Source organism: Mycolicibacter longobardus, assembly GCF_002102265.1.
Classification (GTDB): domain Bacteria; phylum Actinomycetota; class Actinomycetes; order Mycobacteriales; family Mycobacteriaceae; genus Mycobacterium; species Mycobacterium longobardum.
In genome coordinates this window covers 20,124-35,015 of record NZ_LQPG01000007.1, presented here as the reverse complement: position 1 = coordinate 35,015, position 14,892 = coordinate 20,124, and the positions used below count along the sequence as shown (strand labels likewise).

The window sequence follows — 14,892 nt, the reverse complement described above, 5'->3', positions numbered from 1 at the left end:
CGTGTCGGCGGCGCAGACGGGACCGGTTCTGTTGAAATGGTTGGGCCAATCCGTCCGAGGTGAAGGAGAACCCATGGCACTGGACCCGACGGCCATCGGCGTGACCACCGATCCGGTGCCGTTCACATGGACCGATCGCGACACCATGCTCTATGCGCTCGGAGTCGGCGCCGGGACGGACGATTTGGCGTTCACCACCGAGAACAGCCACGACATCCCCCAGCAGGTGCTGCCCACCTACGCCGTCATCTGCTGCATGGGTTTCGCGGCCGCCGGCAAGATCGGCACCTTCAACCCGGCGATGCTGCTGCACGGCTCCCAAGAGGTGCGGCTGTTCGCGCCGCTGCCGCCCGCCGGAAGCCTGCAGATAGTGGCCGAGGTGGCCGACATCCAGGACAAGGGGGAGGGCAAGAACGCCGTCGTGATGCTGCGGGCGCGCGGCACCGACGCCAAGACCTCCGAGCCCATCGTCGAGACGCTGACCACCCTGGTCATCCGCAAGGCCGGCGGCTTCGGCGGGAACCCCGGGCAGCGCGCGGCCGCCCCGCAGATCCCCGACGCACAACCTGACTCGCGCATCGCGTATGCGACCCGGGGCGATCAGGCGCTGCTGTATCGGCTCTCCGGCGACCGTAACCCGCTGCACAGCGACCCGTGGTTCGCCACCACGCTGGCCGGCTTCCCGAAGCCGATCCTGCACGGGTTGTGCACCTACGGCTTCGCCGGCCGTGCGCTGGTCGCCGAACTCGGCGGCGGTGACGCCGGCCGGATCGGTGCGATCGCGGCGCGCTTCACCGACCCGGTGTTCCCGGGGGAGACGCTGACCACCTCGATCTGGCGGACCGAGCCGGGCAAGGCGGTGTTCCGCACCGAGGCCGCCGGTCCCGACGGCGCCAACCCGCGGGTGGTGCTTGACGACGGTGCGGTGGAGTACCGGGACTGAGGCTCCAGCGAGCCGGGAGCATCTTCCGCTGGTGGGCCACCACCCGTGAGGTGCTAGGCGTCTTCTTTAGCCATCCGCAGCCCGGTGGCCAGGCCGTCCACCCAGATCGACACCATCAGTTCCACCACCGGCGGGTGGTTGGACGGCATGAACATCTTGGTGAGTTTGCCGACGCGGGCGTGGGCCAGCCGCTGGAAGTCGCGGTCGTCCAGCTCCGGGAACTCCAGATACTCGCTGCCGATCGCCGCGCTCTCCGCGGTCGTGTACGCGTCCATGAACCCATCCGATCACCGCAGCTGCGGGCAACGGAAGGGACGGAAGTCCCCAGCCGTACGCTCAGCCGGCGAGCCGCTTAGCCAATCGCGCGGTGAACTCGGCCACCTGCGACGGGCTGTCCAGCGCGTAATGGGCTGCGGTCGCCCGGTCGCCGTCGTCGTTGTGCCGCACCACGATTCCGGTGCCCTCCAGATCGGCCACCGCGTCGAACGCGTCCTCGTCGGTGATGTCGTCGCCGATAAACAGCGGCGTCACCCCGGCCAGCCGATCCAGGATCCAGCGCAGCGTGCGGCCCTTGTCCCAGTCGATTTCGGGGCGCAGCTCGATCACCTCGCGCCCGGTCGTCACCCGCAACCCGCGGCGCCGGCCCGCCTCCCGCACCGCCGCCAGCACCTCGCCGACCCGGTCCCGGGCGGCGTTGCGGTAGTGCACGGCAACGGCGAAGCGCTTGTGTTCCACCATGATTCCCGGGATCGCGCCGAGCTTCTCGTCAAGCGAACCGGCCGCACCGGCCAGCACCAGCACCGCGTCGACGGCGGCGTCGTTCTGGTGGTGGGAGCCGTCCGGGCCGACCAGCTCAAAGCCGTGACTGCCCGCGTACCAGATCCCGTCCAGGCCCACCCGCGTCCGCACATCGGCCAGGTCACGTCCGGACAGCACCGCAACCGGACACCGGGTGGCCAACGCGGCCAACGCATCCAGCGCGCCGGCCACCGGCTGGGCCGCGTCGGGATCGTCGACGATGTCCGACAGGGTCCCGTCGAAGTCGAAGAACACCGCCGGGTGTTCGAGGGCGGCGCGCAACGCCGAGCCGTCCAGGGCGGCCATCGCATCCGGCAGGGCCGACATCGGCCGGTCACCGGTACGCACCCCGACCTCGCCCGGGCCGGCCACCACCGCGTCGCCGCCGTCGCATCCCACGCCGATCACCAGGGCGAAACCGGCACTGCGGGCGGCGGTTACGCCCGATTCGGAGTCGGTGAGCACCACGCACCGGCCGGGCCGCACCGCCAACCCGGCGGCGGCGTGCACCAGGCCGGCACTGGAGCTATCGGGGGCCACCGTATCCACCTGCACCCCGGCCCGCTGCAACCGTTCGGTCAGTGTCACCGAGTCGTTGACGGCGCCGCCGAGGCGCAGCAGCACCGCGTCGTGGCGGCGCGGGTCGATCGTGACCGACATGCCAACCATGCCACCACGGTGCCACAGCCCGATCAGGATTAGCGTGGTAGGGGTCTGGAGAGGTCCCGAGCACAAGGAGAACCCGATGTCGTCCATTTCCGGAATCCTGGTGGGTGTCGACGGATCGCCGTCGTCGGCCGCGGCGGTCGACTGGGCGGCCCGTGACGCCGCTCTGCACAACCTGCCTCTGACCCTGGTTCACGTGCTGGCCCCGCCCGTGGTGATGACATTCCCCGAGACACCGATGCCGCCCGGATTCACCGAATGGCAGCGTGAACAGGGCGAACGCCACCTGCGCCACGCCGTCGAGGTCGCCGAAGCGGCCGGGGCGCCGCGGGTCGCCGCGGAGACCGTGCTGGGCTCCACGGTCCCGACGCTGGTGGACCTGAGCCGCGACGCCGCCTGTCTGGTGGTTGGATCCCGCGGGCATGGGCGGCTGCGCCGCCGGTTTCTCGGTTCGGCCAGTTCGTCACTGGTCCGGCACGCGCACTGCCCGGTCGCGGTCATCCACGAGGGGCATCCCCACCCGGCCGACGCACCCGTGGTGGTCGGCATCGACGGCTCCCCGGTGTCGGAGGCCGCGACGGCGCTGGCGTTCGAAGAGGCATCGCTGCGTGGGGTAGAGCTGATCGCGGTGTATGCCTGGCACGACACCGGGTTGATGGACTTTCCCGGTCTCGACCCCGCTGTGCTGGCGTCCGACGGCGAATTGGCTCTGGCCGAGCGGTTGGCCGGCTGGCGGGAGCGTTACCCCGACGTCACGGTGCGCCGGGTGGTGGTCGATGACCGGCCGGCAGACCAACTGATCGATCAGTCCAAAGAGGCTCAGCTGGTGGTGGTGGGCAGCCACGGCCGCGGCGGCTTCGTCGGCATGCTGCTGGGCTCGGTCAGCCAGGAGGTGGTGGAGTCGGCGCACGCGCCGGTTGTCGTCGTCCGCCGCCCGATCTGAGGACGGACCGTCAGCTGACGGGTATCGGGGCTGGCTTCGACTGCGACACCGGCTGCTGTGCGGCCGGTGCCGGCCTCGACCGCACCCGCTGCGGCCACCAGAACCAGCGGCCCAGCAGCGCGGCGATCGACGGCGTCATGAACGAGCGGATCACCAGGGTGTCGATGAGCAGACCGAGTCCGATGGTGGAACCCACCTGACCGATAACGCGCAGGTCGGAGACCAGCATCGACATCATGGTGAACGCGAACACCAGGCCCGCCGAGGTGACGACGGAGCCACTGCCTCCCATCGCACGGATGATGCCGGTCTTGATTCCGCCGGGTAGCTCTTCCTTCATCCGGGAGACCAGCAGCAGGTTGTAGTCCGAACCCACCGCCAACAGGATGATCACCGACATCGCCAGCACCATCCAGTGCAGTTCCAGGCCGATGATGTGCTGCCAGATCAGCACCGAGATCCCGAACGACGTGCCCAGTGAGAGCAGCACCGTGCCGACGATCACCGCCGAGGCCACCACGGCCCGGGTGATGAGCAACATGATGATGAAGATCAGGCACAGCGACGCGATGCCGGCGATGATCAGGTCGTAGGACGACCCGTCCTTCATGTCCTTGAACATGGCCGCGGTGCCGCCGAGATAGACCTTGGAGCCTTCCAGGGGGGTGCCCTTGAGCGCCTCGTGTACGGCGTGCTTGATCGGCTGCACGTGCGAGATGCCCTCCTCGGACATCGGGTCGCCCTCGTGGGAGATGATGAAGCGCACCGCGTGCCCGTCGGGGGACAGGAACATCTTCATGCCGCGCTTGAAGTCTTCGTTGTCGAACGCCTCCGGCGGCAGATAGAACGAGTCGTCGTTCTTGGACTCGTCGAACGCCTTGCCCATGGCGTTCTGGCCTTCCATCATCTTCTCCATCTGAAGCTGCAGGCCCTCCATGGTGGACTGCATCTTCAGTTGGGTGGTCCGCATGTTCGACATCGTCTCGATCATCGGCGGCATGATCTCGAGCATCCGCGGGATCAGCCGGTCGAGGTTGTCGATGTCGGGCAGGACCTTTTCGAAATCCTCGGTCATCTGGTCGAGGCCGTCCATGACGTCGAAGATCGATCGGATCGACCAGCAGATCGGGATGTCGAAGCAGTGCGGCTCCCAGTAGAAGTAGCTGCGCATCGGTCGCCACATGTCGTCGAAGTCGGCGATCGAGTCGCGCATCTTCTGGATGTCGTCGAGCATGTGGTGCATCTTGAGGTCCATGCTGTGGGTGGTCACCGACATCTCGCGGGTGACCTCGAGCATCTGCTTCATGCTGTCGATGGAGACTTGCATGTCGTCGCCCATCTTGAGCATGTTCTTCATGCTGTCGAGCTGGTACTTCATGTTCAGCTGCTGGGTGGTGCCCTGCATGCTCATCGCGAACGGGATCGTGGTGTGTTCGATCGGCGTGCCCAGCGGCCGGGTGATGGTCTGCACCCGCCCGATGCCCGGCACCTCGAACACGCGCTTGGCGATCCGGTTGATGACCAGGAAGTCCGCCGGGTTGCGCAGGTCGCGGTCGGTCTCGATCATCAGCAGTTCCGGACTCATCCGGGCCTGGGAGAAGTGCCGGTCGGCGGCGGCGTAGCCGATGTTTGCCGGCACATAATCCGGCAGGTATTGCCGGTCGTTGTAGTTGCTCCGGTAACCCGGCAGGGTGAGCAGCCCGATCAGACAGACCGCCGTGGTGGCCACCAGTACCGGCCCCGGCCAGCGCACGATCAGCGCGCCGATCCGTCGCCAGGTGCGGATCCGCATCGCCCGCTTGGGCTCCAGCATGCCGAAGCGGCTGGCCACCGCCACCACCGCGGAGCCGAAGGTGAGCGCTGCGAACACCACGACCACCATGCCGATAGCCAGGGGAACGCCCAGCGATTGGAAATAGGGCAGTCGGGTGAAGTGCAGGCAGAAGGTCGCGCCGGCGATGGTCAGCCCCGAACCCAGGATCACGTGCGCGGTGCCGTGATACATGGTGTGGAAGGCCGATTCCTTGTCCTCGCCGAGTGCTCGTGCCTCTTGATAGCGGCCGAGTAGGAAGATCGCATAGTCCGTCGAGGCGGCGATGGCCAGTGTCACCAGCAGGTTCACCGCGAACGTCGACAGGCCGATGATGTTGTGGTAGGCGAGCACGGCCACCACGCCGCGGGCAGCGCTCAGTTCGAAGACCACCATGCCCAGCACCAGCAGCACGGTGCCGATCGACCGGTAGATGGACAGCAGCATCGTGATGATCACCACGAACGTCAGTGCGGTGATGATCTTCAGGCTTTTGTCACCGGCGATGTGCTGATCGGCGTTGAGGGCCGCACCGCCGGTGACGTGAGCATGCACCCCGGGGGGTGCCGGAGTGTCGGCGATGATCTGCTGAACGGCCTCGACCGACTCGTTGGCCAGCGTCTCGCCCATATTGCCGGCCAGATACACCTGAACATAGGCGGCTTTGCCGTCCGGGCTCTGCGAGCCCGCCGCGGTCAGCGGATCGCTCCAGAAGTCTTGGATGTGCTCGACGTGGGCGCCGTCGGCCTCCATCTTGGTGACCAGTTCGTCGTAATACTTGTGGGCGTCGTCGCCCAGTGGCTGGTCGCCTTCGATGACCACCATCGCCGAGCTGTCCGACTTGAACTCCTCGAACACCTTTCCGATGCGCATCATGGCGATCATCGATGGAGCGTCTTTGGGGGCCATCGACACCGCGCGCATCTTCCCGACTTCGTCGAGCTGCGGCACAATGACATTCACCAGCACGGTGATCGCCACCCAGACCAGGATGATGGGCACCGCCAGCCGGCGGATCCACGCCGGGATACCGCCGCGCTGAGGCGGTCGTGCGGCCGGCAACGTATCGGTCGGGGCGTCGGGGCTGTGTTCGCTCATGCGGATTTCACAATGCAGAAGGTCTGGGCGCTCACGGGGCTGCTGGAGATCCGTTCTTCTTTGACCACGCCGTCGATGGTGACCCGGCAGCCGATGGTGGTGCCGTCACCCTGCGCGACGATGTTGGGGCTCACCGCCGGGTTGGTGGTCGACAGGGTCAGCGACCACGGCAGGCCGACGCCGTCGATCCGCTGCGGCGTGGCGTCCAGGTCCAGATAGTTGATGTCGGCGTAGGTCCCGTCCGGGCTGAAGACGTCGTAGACCACGACCTTGGGGTGGAAGGGCTTGGTGTCCTCGAACGGGACGGTCCCATTGCCGCTGTCGTCGGCTCCGAAGTAGCCGCGGACTCGCTGCACAGTGAACCCCCCCACCGCGAGGACTACGACGATGAGCAGGGGTAACCACGCGCGTCTGACAACGCCGAACATGAAAGCAGTGGCCCTTTCGCATCGTGCCGGAACCTGACACAGATTAGTGCATCAAAGTTCTTTTTCACACCCAGCCCAGTGTTCTTCGCACGTATGTTCGATAGCTTGAGAGGCGTGGGTTGGGGTAGCGGGCCGTCGAGCTGGGCGGAAATGGAGCGGGTGCTCGATGGTAAGCCTCGTCACACCGGTGATGCGGCCGGTGTGTCGGCGGATCGCGTCTCATCGGCCCCGCGGTCCGAGCCACGCCGGGCGGTGCCTTCTCGGCCTTCTCGGCCTTGCCCGCCTTATGCCGAGCTGCACGCGCACTCGGCGTACAGCTTCCTGGACGGCGCCAGCAGCCCGCAGGAGCTGGTCGCCGAGGCCGCCCGGCTGGGGCTGCGGGCGATCGCGCTGACCGATCACAACGGTCTGTACGGGGTGGTGCGGTTCGCCGAAGCGGCCAAGGAGCTGGGCGCCGCGGGCCTGGAGATAGGCACCGTGTTCGGTGCCGAATTGTCGCTGGCACCTGCCGATTACGGGTCTCGAACCGAGCACCCGGACCCGCCCGGCCCGCACCTGCTGGTGCTGGCCCGCGGTCCGGAGGGGTATCGGCGGTTGTCGCGACAGATCGCCGCCGCACACCTGGCCGGCGAGAAGGGCAGGCCGCGTTTCGATCTCGACACGCTGACCGAGGCGGCGGGCGGGCACTGGCACATCCTGACCGGATGCCGCAAGGGGCACGTCCGCCATGCGCTGGCCACCGGCGGACCGGACGCCGCCGCCGCCGCGCTGGCCGATCTGGTGGACCGGTTCGGAGCCGCGCGGGTCAGCGTCGAGCTGACCCGGCACGGGGATCCGTGCGACGACGAGCGCAATGCGGCGCTGGCCGCCCTGGCGCCCCGGTTCGGGGTGGGGCTGGTGGCCACCACCGGCGCGCATTTCGCCGGGCCGTCCCGGGCGCGGCTGGCGATGGCGATGGGGGCGATCCGGGCCCGGCAGTCTCTGGATGCGGCCGCCGGCCGGCTGGCTCCGCTGGGCGGCTCACATCTGCGGTCCGGCGCGGAGATGGCCCGGTTGTTCGCGCAGTATCCCGCGACGGTCACGGCCGCAGCCGAACTCGGTGAGCAGTGCGCCTTCGCGCTGCAGCTCATCGCCCCGCAGCTACCGCCTTTTGACGTCCCGGCCGGGTATACCGAGGACAGCTGGCTGCGACGGTTGGTCCTGGCCGGCGCGCAGGAGCGCTACGGACCACCGGCGCAGGCGCCCAAAGCGTATACGCAGATCGAGCATGAATTGAATGTCATTGCCCGGCTCGGGTTTCCGGGCTACTTCCTGGTGGTGCACGACATCACCCAGTTCTGCCGGCGCAGCGACATCCTGTGTCAGGGCCGGGGGTCGGCGGCCAACTCCGCGGTCTGTTACGCCCTCGGTGTCACCGCGGTGGATCCGGTCACCAACAACCTGCTGTTCGAGCGGTTCTTGTCCTCGGAACGTGACGAGCCCCCCGATATCGACATCGATATCGAGTCGGACCGGCGCGAAGAGGTCATCCAGTACGTCTACGCCCGCTACGGGCGTGACTACACCGCCCAGGTCGCCAACGTCATCACCTACCGGGGCCGCAGTGCGGTGCGCGACATGGCCCGGGCGCTGGGCTACTCCCCGGGGCAGCAGGACGCCTGGAGCAAACAGGTCGGCCGGTGGCATGGAGTGGCTGAATCCTCCGATACCGACGGCATTCCCGAACCGGTGATCGATTTGGCGACTCAGATCGCCGATCTGCCGAGGCATCTGGGCATCCACTCCGGCGGCATGGTGATCTGTGACCGCCCGATCGCCGATGTGTGCCCGGTGGAGTGGGCGCGCATGCCGGGCCGCAGCGTGCTGCAGTGGGACAAAGACGACTGTGCAGCAATCGGTCTGGTGAAATTCGACCTGCTCGGCCTGGGCATGCTCTCTGCGCTGCACTACATGAAAGACCTGGTGGCAGAGCATAAGAGCATCGAGGTGGATTTCGCCCGAATCGACCTGTCCGAGCCCGCGGTGTACGAGATGCTGACGCGGGCGGATTCCGTCGGGGTGTTCCAGGTGGAGTCGCGGGCCCAGATGGCCACCCTGCCGCGGCTGAAGCCGCGGGAGTTCTACGACCTGGTGGTGGAGGTCGCGCTGATCCGCCCGGGGCCGATCCAGGGCGGCTCGGTGCACCCCTACATCCAGCGCCGCAATGACCCCAGCCATCCGGACCGATTCAAGTGCGAGCACCCGTCGATGGAGCCTGCGCTGCACAAGACGTTGGGGGTGCCGCTGTTTCAGGAACAGTTGATGCAACTCGCCGTCGACTGCGCCGGGTTCTCGCCGGCCGAAGCCGACCAGCTGCGCCGGGCCATGGGTTCCAAACGGTCCACCGAACGGATGCGGCAGCTGCGCACCCGGTTCTACGACGGCATGCGCGAGTGCCACGGCATCACCGGTGCCGTCGCCGACCGGATCTACGAAAAGCTGGAAGCCTTCGCCAACTACGGATTTCCGGAGAGCCACGCGATGAGCTTCGCGTCGCTGGTGTTCTACTCGGCCTGGTTCAAGCTGCACCACCCGGCGGCGTTCTGCGCCGCGTTGCTGCGGGCCCAGCCGATGGGCTTCTACTCGCCGCAGTCGCTGGTGGCAGATGCCCGCCGGCACGGGGTCGTCGTGCACGGCCCGGACGTCAACGCCAGCCTGGCGCACCCCACGCTGACCGAAGCCGGAACGCAGGTCCGGCTCGGATTGGGTGTCGTTCGCAATATCGGCGTCGATCTCGCCGAGCGGCTGGTGGCCGATCGCGAAGCTCACGGTCCGTTCGCCTCGCTGCTGGATCTGACTGCCCGGGTTCAGCTTTCGGTACCGCAGGCCGAGGCGCTGGCAACCGCCGGTGCGTTCGACAGCTTCGGCATGTCGCGCCGCGAGGCGCTGTGGGCGGCCGGGGCGGCGGCGGGCCAGCGGCCGGACCGATTGCCCGGGGTGGGGGTGTCCACGCACACTCCGGCACTGCCCGGGATGAGCGATATCGGGTTGGCCGCCGCCGATGTGTGGGCCACCGGGGTGTCCCCGGACAGCTATCCGACGCAGTTCCTGCGCGCCGATCTCGATGCGCTCGGGGTGATTCCCGCCGACCAGCTGCTGAGCGTGCCCGATGGCACCCGGGTGCTCATCGCCGGGGCAGTGACGCATCGGCAGCGGCCGTCGACCGCCCGCGGGGTGACGTTCGTCAACCTCGAGGACGAGACCGGGATGGTCAATGTGCTGTGTACGCCGGGGGTGTGGACGCGGTATCGCCGGCTGGCGCAGACCGCGGCGGCGTTGCTGATCCGCGGTCGGGTGCAGAACGCCAGCGGGGCGGTCACCGTGCTGGCCGATCGGCTGGGCGCCCTTGAGCTGACGGTGGGGTCGCGCTCCCGGGACTTCCGGTAACCGGCGGTAACCTCCACCCATGAACCTCAACTTGTCTGCAGACGAAGTCCTGACCACCACCCGATCGGTCCGCAAGCGTCTCGACCTGGACAAGCCGGTTCCCCGCGAGGTGCTCATGGAGTGCCTCGAGATCGCCCTGCAGGCCCCCACCGGTTCGAACGCTCAGGGCTGGCAGTGGATGTTCGTCACCGACCCGGTCAAGAAGCAGGCGATCGCCGACATCTACCGCGCGAACGCCCTGCCCTACCTGAACCGGATGAAGCCCGACTATGGCGAGGGCGACGTGCGCAGCGAGCGGATGGAGTTGGTCAGCGGCTCGGCCCGATACCTGGCCGAGAACCTGCAGGACGTGCCGGTGCTGATGATCCCGTGCCTGGAGGGCCGGGTGGAGGAGGCGCCGCTGGGGCTCAGCGCGTCATTCTGGGCGTCGCTGTTCCCGGCCGCGTGGAGCTACTGTCTGGCGTTGCGCAATCGCGGGCTGGGTTCGTGCTGGACCACGCTGCACCTGCTCGAGGACGGCGAGAAGCAGGCCGCCGAGGTGCTCGGCATCCCGCACGAGGAGTACAGCCAGGGCGGACTGTTCCCGATCGCTTACACCAAGGGCACCGACTTCAAACCGGCCAAGCGGTTGCCGGCCGAGCAGCTGGCGCACTTCGACACTTGGTGAATCTCGCAGCGAATGTCGAGTTATGACACGTTTTTCGGCGAATCGTGGGTCATAACCTGACACTCGGCGAGCGGCGGTAGATTCACACCCCGCCGGTAGATTCACACCCGCCGGTAGATTCACACCCCGCCGGCAAACCCCTGCTGGCGCCACGCCTCGTAGACCGCGACCGCGGCGGCGTTCGACAGGTTCAGCGACCGTCGCCCGGCCAGCATCGGGATGCGCAACCGGGCGGTGATGTGCGGGTCGGCCAGCGTCGCCTCATCCAGCCCAGTGGGCTCGGGGCCGAACATCAACACGTCACCGGGCTGGTAGCGCACGTCGGTGTAGGGCGTATCCGCGCCTGCGGTGAACGCGAACACCCGGGCCTGCCCCAACGCCTCCCACGCGGCCGGCAACGACGAGTGCACCCGAACCCAGGCCAGGTCGTGATAGTCCAAACCGGCCCGTCGCAGCTTCGGTTCGGACAGGTCGAAACCCATGGGCTCCACCAGATGCAGTTCCGCTCCGGTCGCCGCCACCATCCGGATCGCGTTGCCGGTATTGGGCGGGATGCGGGGTGAATAGAACAGCACCCGGATCATCAGTCGATGATGACAGCCCGCCGGTCTGTTTGCTCGACCGGAGTTCGCGAAGACACGCGAAGGTCTCGAAAAGTGTTCTGTTCAGTAAAAATTCTGGTCAGGCCTGCGGGCGACTGGCATACTCGTCGAATTGCTATGGCGTGAACCACATCGCAACCCGTGTGCGGTGCGATGTCCGGAGAAAGTCCGATGAATGAGGCGCAGACGGTGAATTTCAGCCGAGCGGCCGGCGAGCCGGCCGCTGACCGGTGACGCTTTTCGACCACCCGGACGGGGTGGACCCGGCCCTGGACGACCAAGCCGACCGCGAACAGCAGTCGGAGGCCGTTGCGGTCAAACGTCCGTCCCGGTGGTCGGTGCGCAACTGGCCGGTGCGGTGGAAAGTACTGGCGATCGCCTTGCTGCCACTGCTGTTGGCCGGGTTCTTCGGCGGGCTGCGGATCTCCAGCGCGCTCACCGAGGCCAACCGGCTGCGGCTGGTCGCCGACCGCGCCGAGATGATCCCGGCCATCACCAACTACATGTCGGCGCTGGGCGACGCGCTGGTGGCCGCGTCCTCCGACGGCGACGCCCAGGGCGCCCGGAAGAACTTCGAGAACCGCAAGTACGAGCTCCAGTCGCGGCTGTCGCACACCGATGTGGCGACCGATGTGCGGTCCGGCGTGGACACCCTGATCGAGCGTGGCCAGGGTTTGCTGGATCTGGTGTCCACCGGGGTCGGCCTGCGCGAGGAGGTGACGGGTTACGCGCCCATCCTGCTGACCGCCGAGGACGCCATCACCGGGTCGGTGCGTCTGGACAGTGAACGGATCCGGGCACAGGCCGAGGGCCTGAGCCGCGCAGTCGGCGCCCGCGGCCAGATGATGATGCAGGAACTGCTGGTCAATCGGGGCGGCGAGCTGCCCGACCCGGAGCTGCGCAGCTCGATGATGACCTTGGCCGGGACCGAGCCGTCGACGCTGTTCGGGATGAGCCAGGTGCTCGGGGTGGACTCCCCGGACGCCAAGGCCCTGCAGCAGCAGTTGGTGACCCGGATGGCGATCATGTCGGACCCGGAGCAGGTGCTGCCGAACAACCCGGTGCTGCGGGACTCGATCCGTACCACCGACCAGATCGCCTCCCGGCTGATCAGCGAGAACACCGGGGCGGTGACGAGTGCGGTGGAGGACCGCGCCGCGGACCGGCGCAATGCCGCCATGCGCGACATCGCGCTGGTGCTGAGTGCCATCATCGCCACGCTGTTAGCGGTGTGGCTGGTGGCGCGCTCGCTGGTGCGCCCGCTGCGCACCTTGCGGGACAGTGCATTGCAAGTCGCTCACACCGACCTCGAACACGAGATCGCCCGGCTGCGTGCCGGCGGCTCCGGTACCGAACGCGACCCCGCCCCGCTGCCGGTCTACACCACCGAGGAGGTCGGGCAGGTCGCCCACGCCGTCGACGAACTGCACGCCCAAGCGCTGCTGTTGGCCGGTGACGAGGCGCGGCTGCGGCGACTGGTCAACGAGATGTTCGAGACGATGTCGCGCCGCAACCGGTCCCTGGTGGACCAGCAGTTGGCGCTCATCGACGGGCTGGAGCGCAACGAGGAAGACCCGGACCGGCTCGAGAGCCTGTTCCGCCTGGACCATCTGGCTGCCCGGATGCGGCGCAACGGCGCCAACCTGCTGGTGCTGGCCGGTGCGCGGGTGCCGCACGAGCGAGGCCGGCCGACACCGCTGGCCACCCTGATCAGCGCGGCCGCCTCGGAAGTGGAGGGTTACCACCGGGTGCAGACCGTGTTGGTGCCCGACATCACGGTGATCGGCGCGGCCGCCCCGGATTGCGTCCACCTGCTCGCGGAACTGATCGACAACGCGCTGCGCTACTCGGCGCCGACCGAGCCGGTGCGGGTGGTCGCCGGTTTCGAGAACGACGGCGGGGTGGTGGTCGAGGTCGTCGACGTCGGGTTGGGCATGACCGACGCCGATCTCCGGATGGCCAATATGCGCCTGGCATCCGGCAGTGAGTTCAGCCCGGAAAACGCCCGCCACATGGGCTTTTTCGTGATCTCACGGCTGGCGCACCGGCACGGGATCGAGGTCCGGTTGTTCCCGGCATCGCAGGGGTCTCGCGGCATCACCGCCGAGGTGTATCTGCCGCCGCACCTGTTGACCGCCGACGCCGTCGAGGAGCAGGCCTCGCCGATGTTCGCCGCGCCCGCACCGCCGATCCAGCCCTATCCCGGGCCCGCCGCACCCGAACCGCCCGAACCCGAGCCGTATGAGCCGTACGGCCAGTACGAGCAGTACGGCCAGTACGAGCAGTACGGGGAGTACGAGCAACCCGATGCCGCCGAGGCCGGCCCCGTCGTCTCACTGCTGCCGCGGCGCACCCCGGGTTCCAGTGGCATCACCGGTGTGCCCGACGAAGAGTCCACCGAACAGCCCGGGCCCCCGCCGGCCGACGCTGAACGGGTGCGCCGTGAGCTGCCGCAACCCTGGTGGGAGGCCGACGAAGGGACCGGGGCGCCGCCTCGGGAACCGGAGCCGGCGCCCGAGCCGGTTGTCGAAAGACCCGCTCCCGCTGACACTTCGGCGTATTTCGCGGCGCGTGCCCGGGCCGCCGGCGACCCTCCGGCTGCCGACACCGGCACCGACACCGACACGATCTATCAGCGGATGCTCTCGGAGTCGGTGGGCAACGACCCCAACGAGCCGAGCCTGCGGGCCGACCTGGACTGGCAGTCGGTGTGGGACCGCGGCTGGTCGGTGGCCGCCGAGGCCGAGAACGTGCCGGTCGTCGACCACACCGAGCACGGACTGCCGGTCCGCGAGCCCGGCGCCCGGCTGGTGCCCGGCTCGGCCGAAGCCGAGCCGTCGGGGGATGACCCCGACGCCCCGACACACAATCAGGGCGACACCGATGAGCCGGTAGCATCCAACGGCGTGCCCCACCGGCCCGCCCCTGAGACACCGGAGCGGGATCCCGCGGCGATCCGTGCCTCGATCAGCAGCCACTTCGGCGGGGTGCATGCCGCGAGATCGCGCGCCCGGGAAAACGGTTTGGATAAAAGTGTGGACACCGATCAGGGACAGAACCAGCAATGACTTTCCCCACTGACCACCCCGAACAGCGCCGCGGCCCAGAAAGCTCACTGGACTGGCTGGTGACCAACTTCGCCCGCGAGGTCCCCGGGGTATCCCACGCGATGCTGGTATCGGTCGACGGACTGACAGTCGCGGCCAGCGAACACCTGCCCACCGAGCGGGCTGACCAGCTGGCCGCCGTGGCGTCCGGATTGGCCAGTCTGGCGACCGGGGCGGCGCAGTTGTTCGAGGGCGGCCGGGTGCTGCAGTCGGTGGTGGAGATGGAACAGGGCTACCTGCTGCTGATGCGGGTCGGCGACGGCTCACACCTGGCGACGTTGGCCAACACCTCCTGCGATATCGGCCAGATCGGTTACGAGATGGCGGTTCTGGTGGAACGGGTCGGTGCGGTGGTGCAGTCATCGCGCCGGACGGCGGCATCGCGGGGCGGCCGTTCGTGAGGT

Annotated in this window: 11 protein-coding genes; 6 read left to right on the top strand and 5 right to left on the bottom strand. The window is 68.1% G+C overall.

The features are described 5' to 3' along the window. Nucleotides 1–73 precede the first annotated feature (73 nt). Nucleotides 74–943 (top strand): MaoC/PaaZ C-terminal domain-containing protein, encoded by an 870-nt coding sequence (locus tag AWC16_RS01045; protein ID WP_085262984.1) that lies wholly within the window; start codon nucleotides 74–76, stop codon nucleotides 941–943. A gap of 53 nt (nucleotides 944–996) precedes the next feature. On the opposite strand, the gene AWC16_RS01040 is transcribed toward AWC16_RS01045, so the two are convergent. After that, nucleotides 997–1,218, bottom strand: coding sequence for a hypothetical protein (locus tag AWC16_RS01040; RefSeq protein ID WP_085262983.1), 222 nt, complete (start codon nucleotides 1,216–1,218; stop codon nucleotides 997–999). 61 nt (nucleotides 1,219–1,279) lie between these two features. Next, a complete protein-coding gene (gene otsB, locus AWC16_RS01035; RefSeq protein ID WP_085262982.1) occupies nucleotides 1,280–2,401 on the bottom strand; it encodes a trehalose-phosphatase in 1,122 nt (373 codons plus the stop codon). Nucleotides 2,402–2,486: 85 nt separating this feature from the next. Here otsB and AWC16_RS01030 point away from each other — a divergent pair, with 85 nt between their 5' ends. Continuing rightward, nucleotides 2,487–3,350, top strand: a complete 864-nt coding sequence (locus AWC16_RS01030; protein ID WP_085262981.1) for a universal stress protein — start codon at nucleotides 2,487–2,489, stop codon at nucleotides 3,348–3,350. 10 nt (nucleotides 3,351–3,360) lie between these two features. Here the strand turns inward: AWC16_RS01030 and AWC16_RS01025 are convergent, their stop codons facing one another. Then, nucleotides 3,361–6,258 carry an MMPL/RND family transporter gene (locus tag AWC16_RS01025; RefSeq protein ID WP_085262980.1) on the bottom strand — a complete coding sequence of 966 codons (2,898 nt, stop codon included), beginning with the start codon at nucleotides 6,256–6,258 and terminating at the stop codon, nucleotides 3,361–3,363. Continuing rightward, on the bottom strand, nucleotides 6,255–6,686 hold the full coding sequence (locus tag AWC16_RS01020; RefSeq protein ID WP_085262979.1) for an MmpS family transport accessory protein: 432 nt from the start codon (nucleotides 6,684–6,686) through the stop codon (nucleotides 6,255–6,257). The genes AWC16_RS01025 and AWC16_RS01020 overlap by 4 nt, the downstream gene beginning before the upstream one ends. A 114-nt stretch (nucleotides 6,687–6,800) precedes the next feature. On the opposite strand from AWC16_RS01020, the gene AWC16_RS01015 reads away from it, so the two are divergent. Together AWC16_RS01015 and AWC16_RS01010 are read left to right on the top strand one after the other, a co-directional pair. After that, nucleotides 6,801–10,112, top strand: a complete 3,312-nt coding sequence (locus tag AWC16_RS01015; protein WP_085262978.1) for an error-prone DNA polymerase — start codon at nucleotides 6,801–6,803, stop codon at nucleotides 10,110–10,112. 19 nt (nucleotides 10,113–10,131) lie between these two features. Next, the gene (locus tag AWC16_RS01010) at nucleotides 10,132–10,779 is read left to right on the top strand and encodes a nitroreductase family protein (RefSeq protein WP_085262977.1); all 648 of its coding nucleotides are present in this window, start codon (nucleotides 10,132–10,134) and stop codon (nucleotides 10,777–10,779) included. A gap of 119 nt (nucleotides 10,780–10,898) precedes the next feature. Here the strand turns inward: AWC16_RS01010 and AWC16_RS01005 are convergent, their stop codons facing one another. Further along, on the bottom strand, nucleotides 10,899–11,363 hold the full coding sequence (locus tag AWC16_RS01005; RefSeq protein ID WP_085262976.1) for a tRNA (cytidine(34)-2'-O)-methyltransferase: 465 nt from the start codon (nucleotides 11,361–11,363) through the stop codon (nucleotides 10,899–10,901). A gap of 248 nt (nucleotides 11,364–11,611) precedes the next feature. On the opposite strand from AWC16_RS01005, the gene AWC16_RS01000 reads away from it, so the two are divergent. Together AWC16_RS01000 and AWC16_RS00995 are read left to right on the top strand one after the other, a co-directional pair. Further along, nucleotides 11,612–14,449, top strand: coding sequence for an ATP-binding protein (locus AWC16_RS01000; RefSeq protein ID WP_085262975.1), 2,838 nt, complete (start codon nucleotides 11,612–11,614; stop codon nucleotides 14,447–14,449). After that, nucleotides 14,446–14,889, top strand: a complete 444-nt coding sequence (locus AWC16_RS00995) for a roadblock/LC7 domain-containing protein (protein ID WP_085262974.1) — start codon at nucleotides 14,446–14,448, stop codon at nucleotides 14,887–14,889. Before AWC16_RS01000 ends, AWC16_RS00995 begins: the two co-directional genes overlap by 4 nt. Nucleotides 14,890–14,892: the final 3 nt, after the last annotated feature.

Bases quoted from the DNA above. Each gene is read 5' to 3' on its own strand.
- AWC16_RS01020 (WP_085262979.1), bottom strand. From the start codon at position 6,686: ATGTTCGGCGTTGTCAGACGCGCGTGGTTACCCCTGCTCATCGTCGTA.
- otsB (WP_085262982.1), bottom strand. From the start codon at position 2,401: ATGTCGGTCACGATCGACCCGCGCCGCCACGACGCGGTGCTGCTGCGC.
- AWC16_RS00995 (WP_085262974.1), top strand. From the start codon at position 14,446: ATGACTTTCCCCACTGACCACCCCGAACAGCGCCGCGGCCCAGAAAGC.
- AWC16_RS01025 (WP_085262980.1), bottom strand. From the start codon at position 6,258: ATGAGCGAACACAGCCCCGACGCCCCGACCGATACGTTGCCGGCCGCA.
- AWC16_RS01005 (WP_085262976.1), bottom strand. From the start codon at position 11,363: ATGATCCGGGTGCTGTTCTATTCACCCCGCATCCCGCCCAATACCGGC.
- AWC16_RS01010 (WP_085262977.1), top strand. From the start codon at position 10,132: ATGAACCTCAACTTGTCTGCAGACGAAGTCCTGACCACCACCCGATCG.
- AWC16_RS01030 (WP_085262981.1), top strand. From the start codon at position 2,487: ATGTCGTCCATTTCCGGAATCCTGGTGGGTGTCGACGGATCGCCGTCG.
- AWC16_RS01040 (WP_085262983.1), bottom strand. From the start codon at position 1,218: ATGGACGCGTACACGACCGCGGAGAGCGCGGCGATCGGCAGCGAGTAT.
- AWC16_RS01045 (WP_085262984.1), top strand. From the start codon at position 74: ATGGCACTGGACCCGACGGCCATCGGCGTGACCACCGATCCGGTGCCG.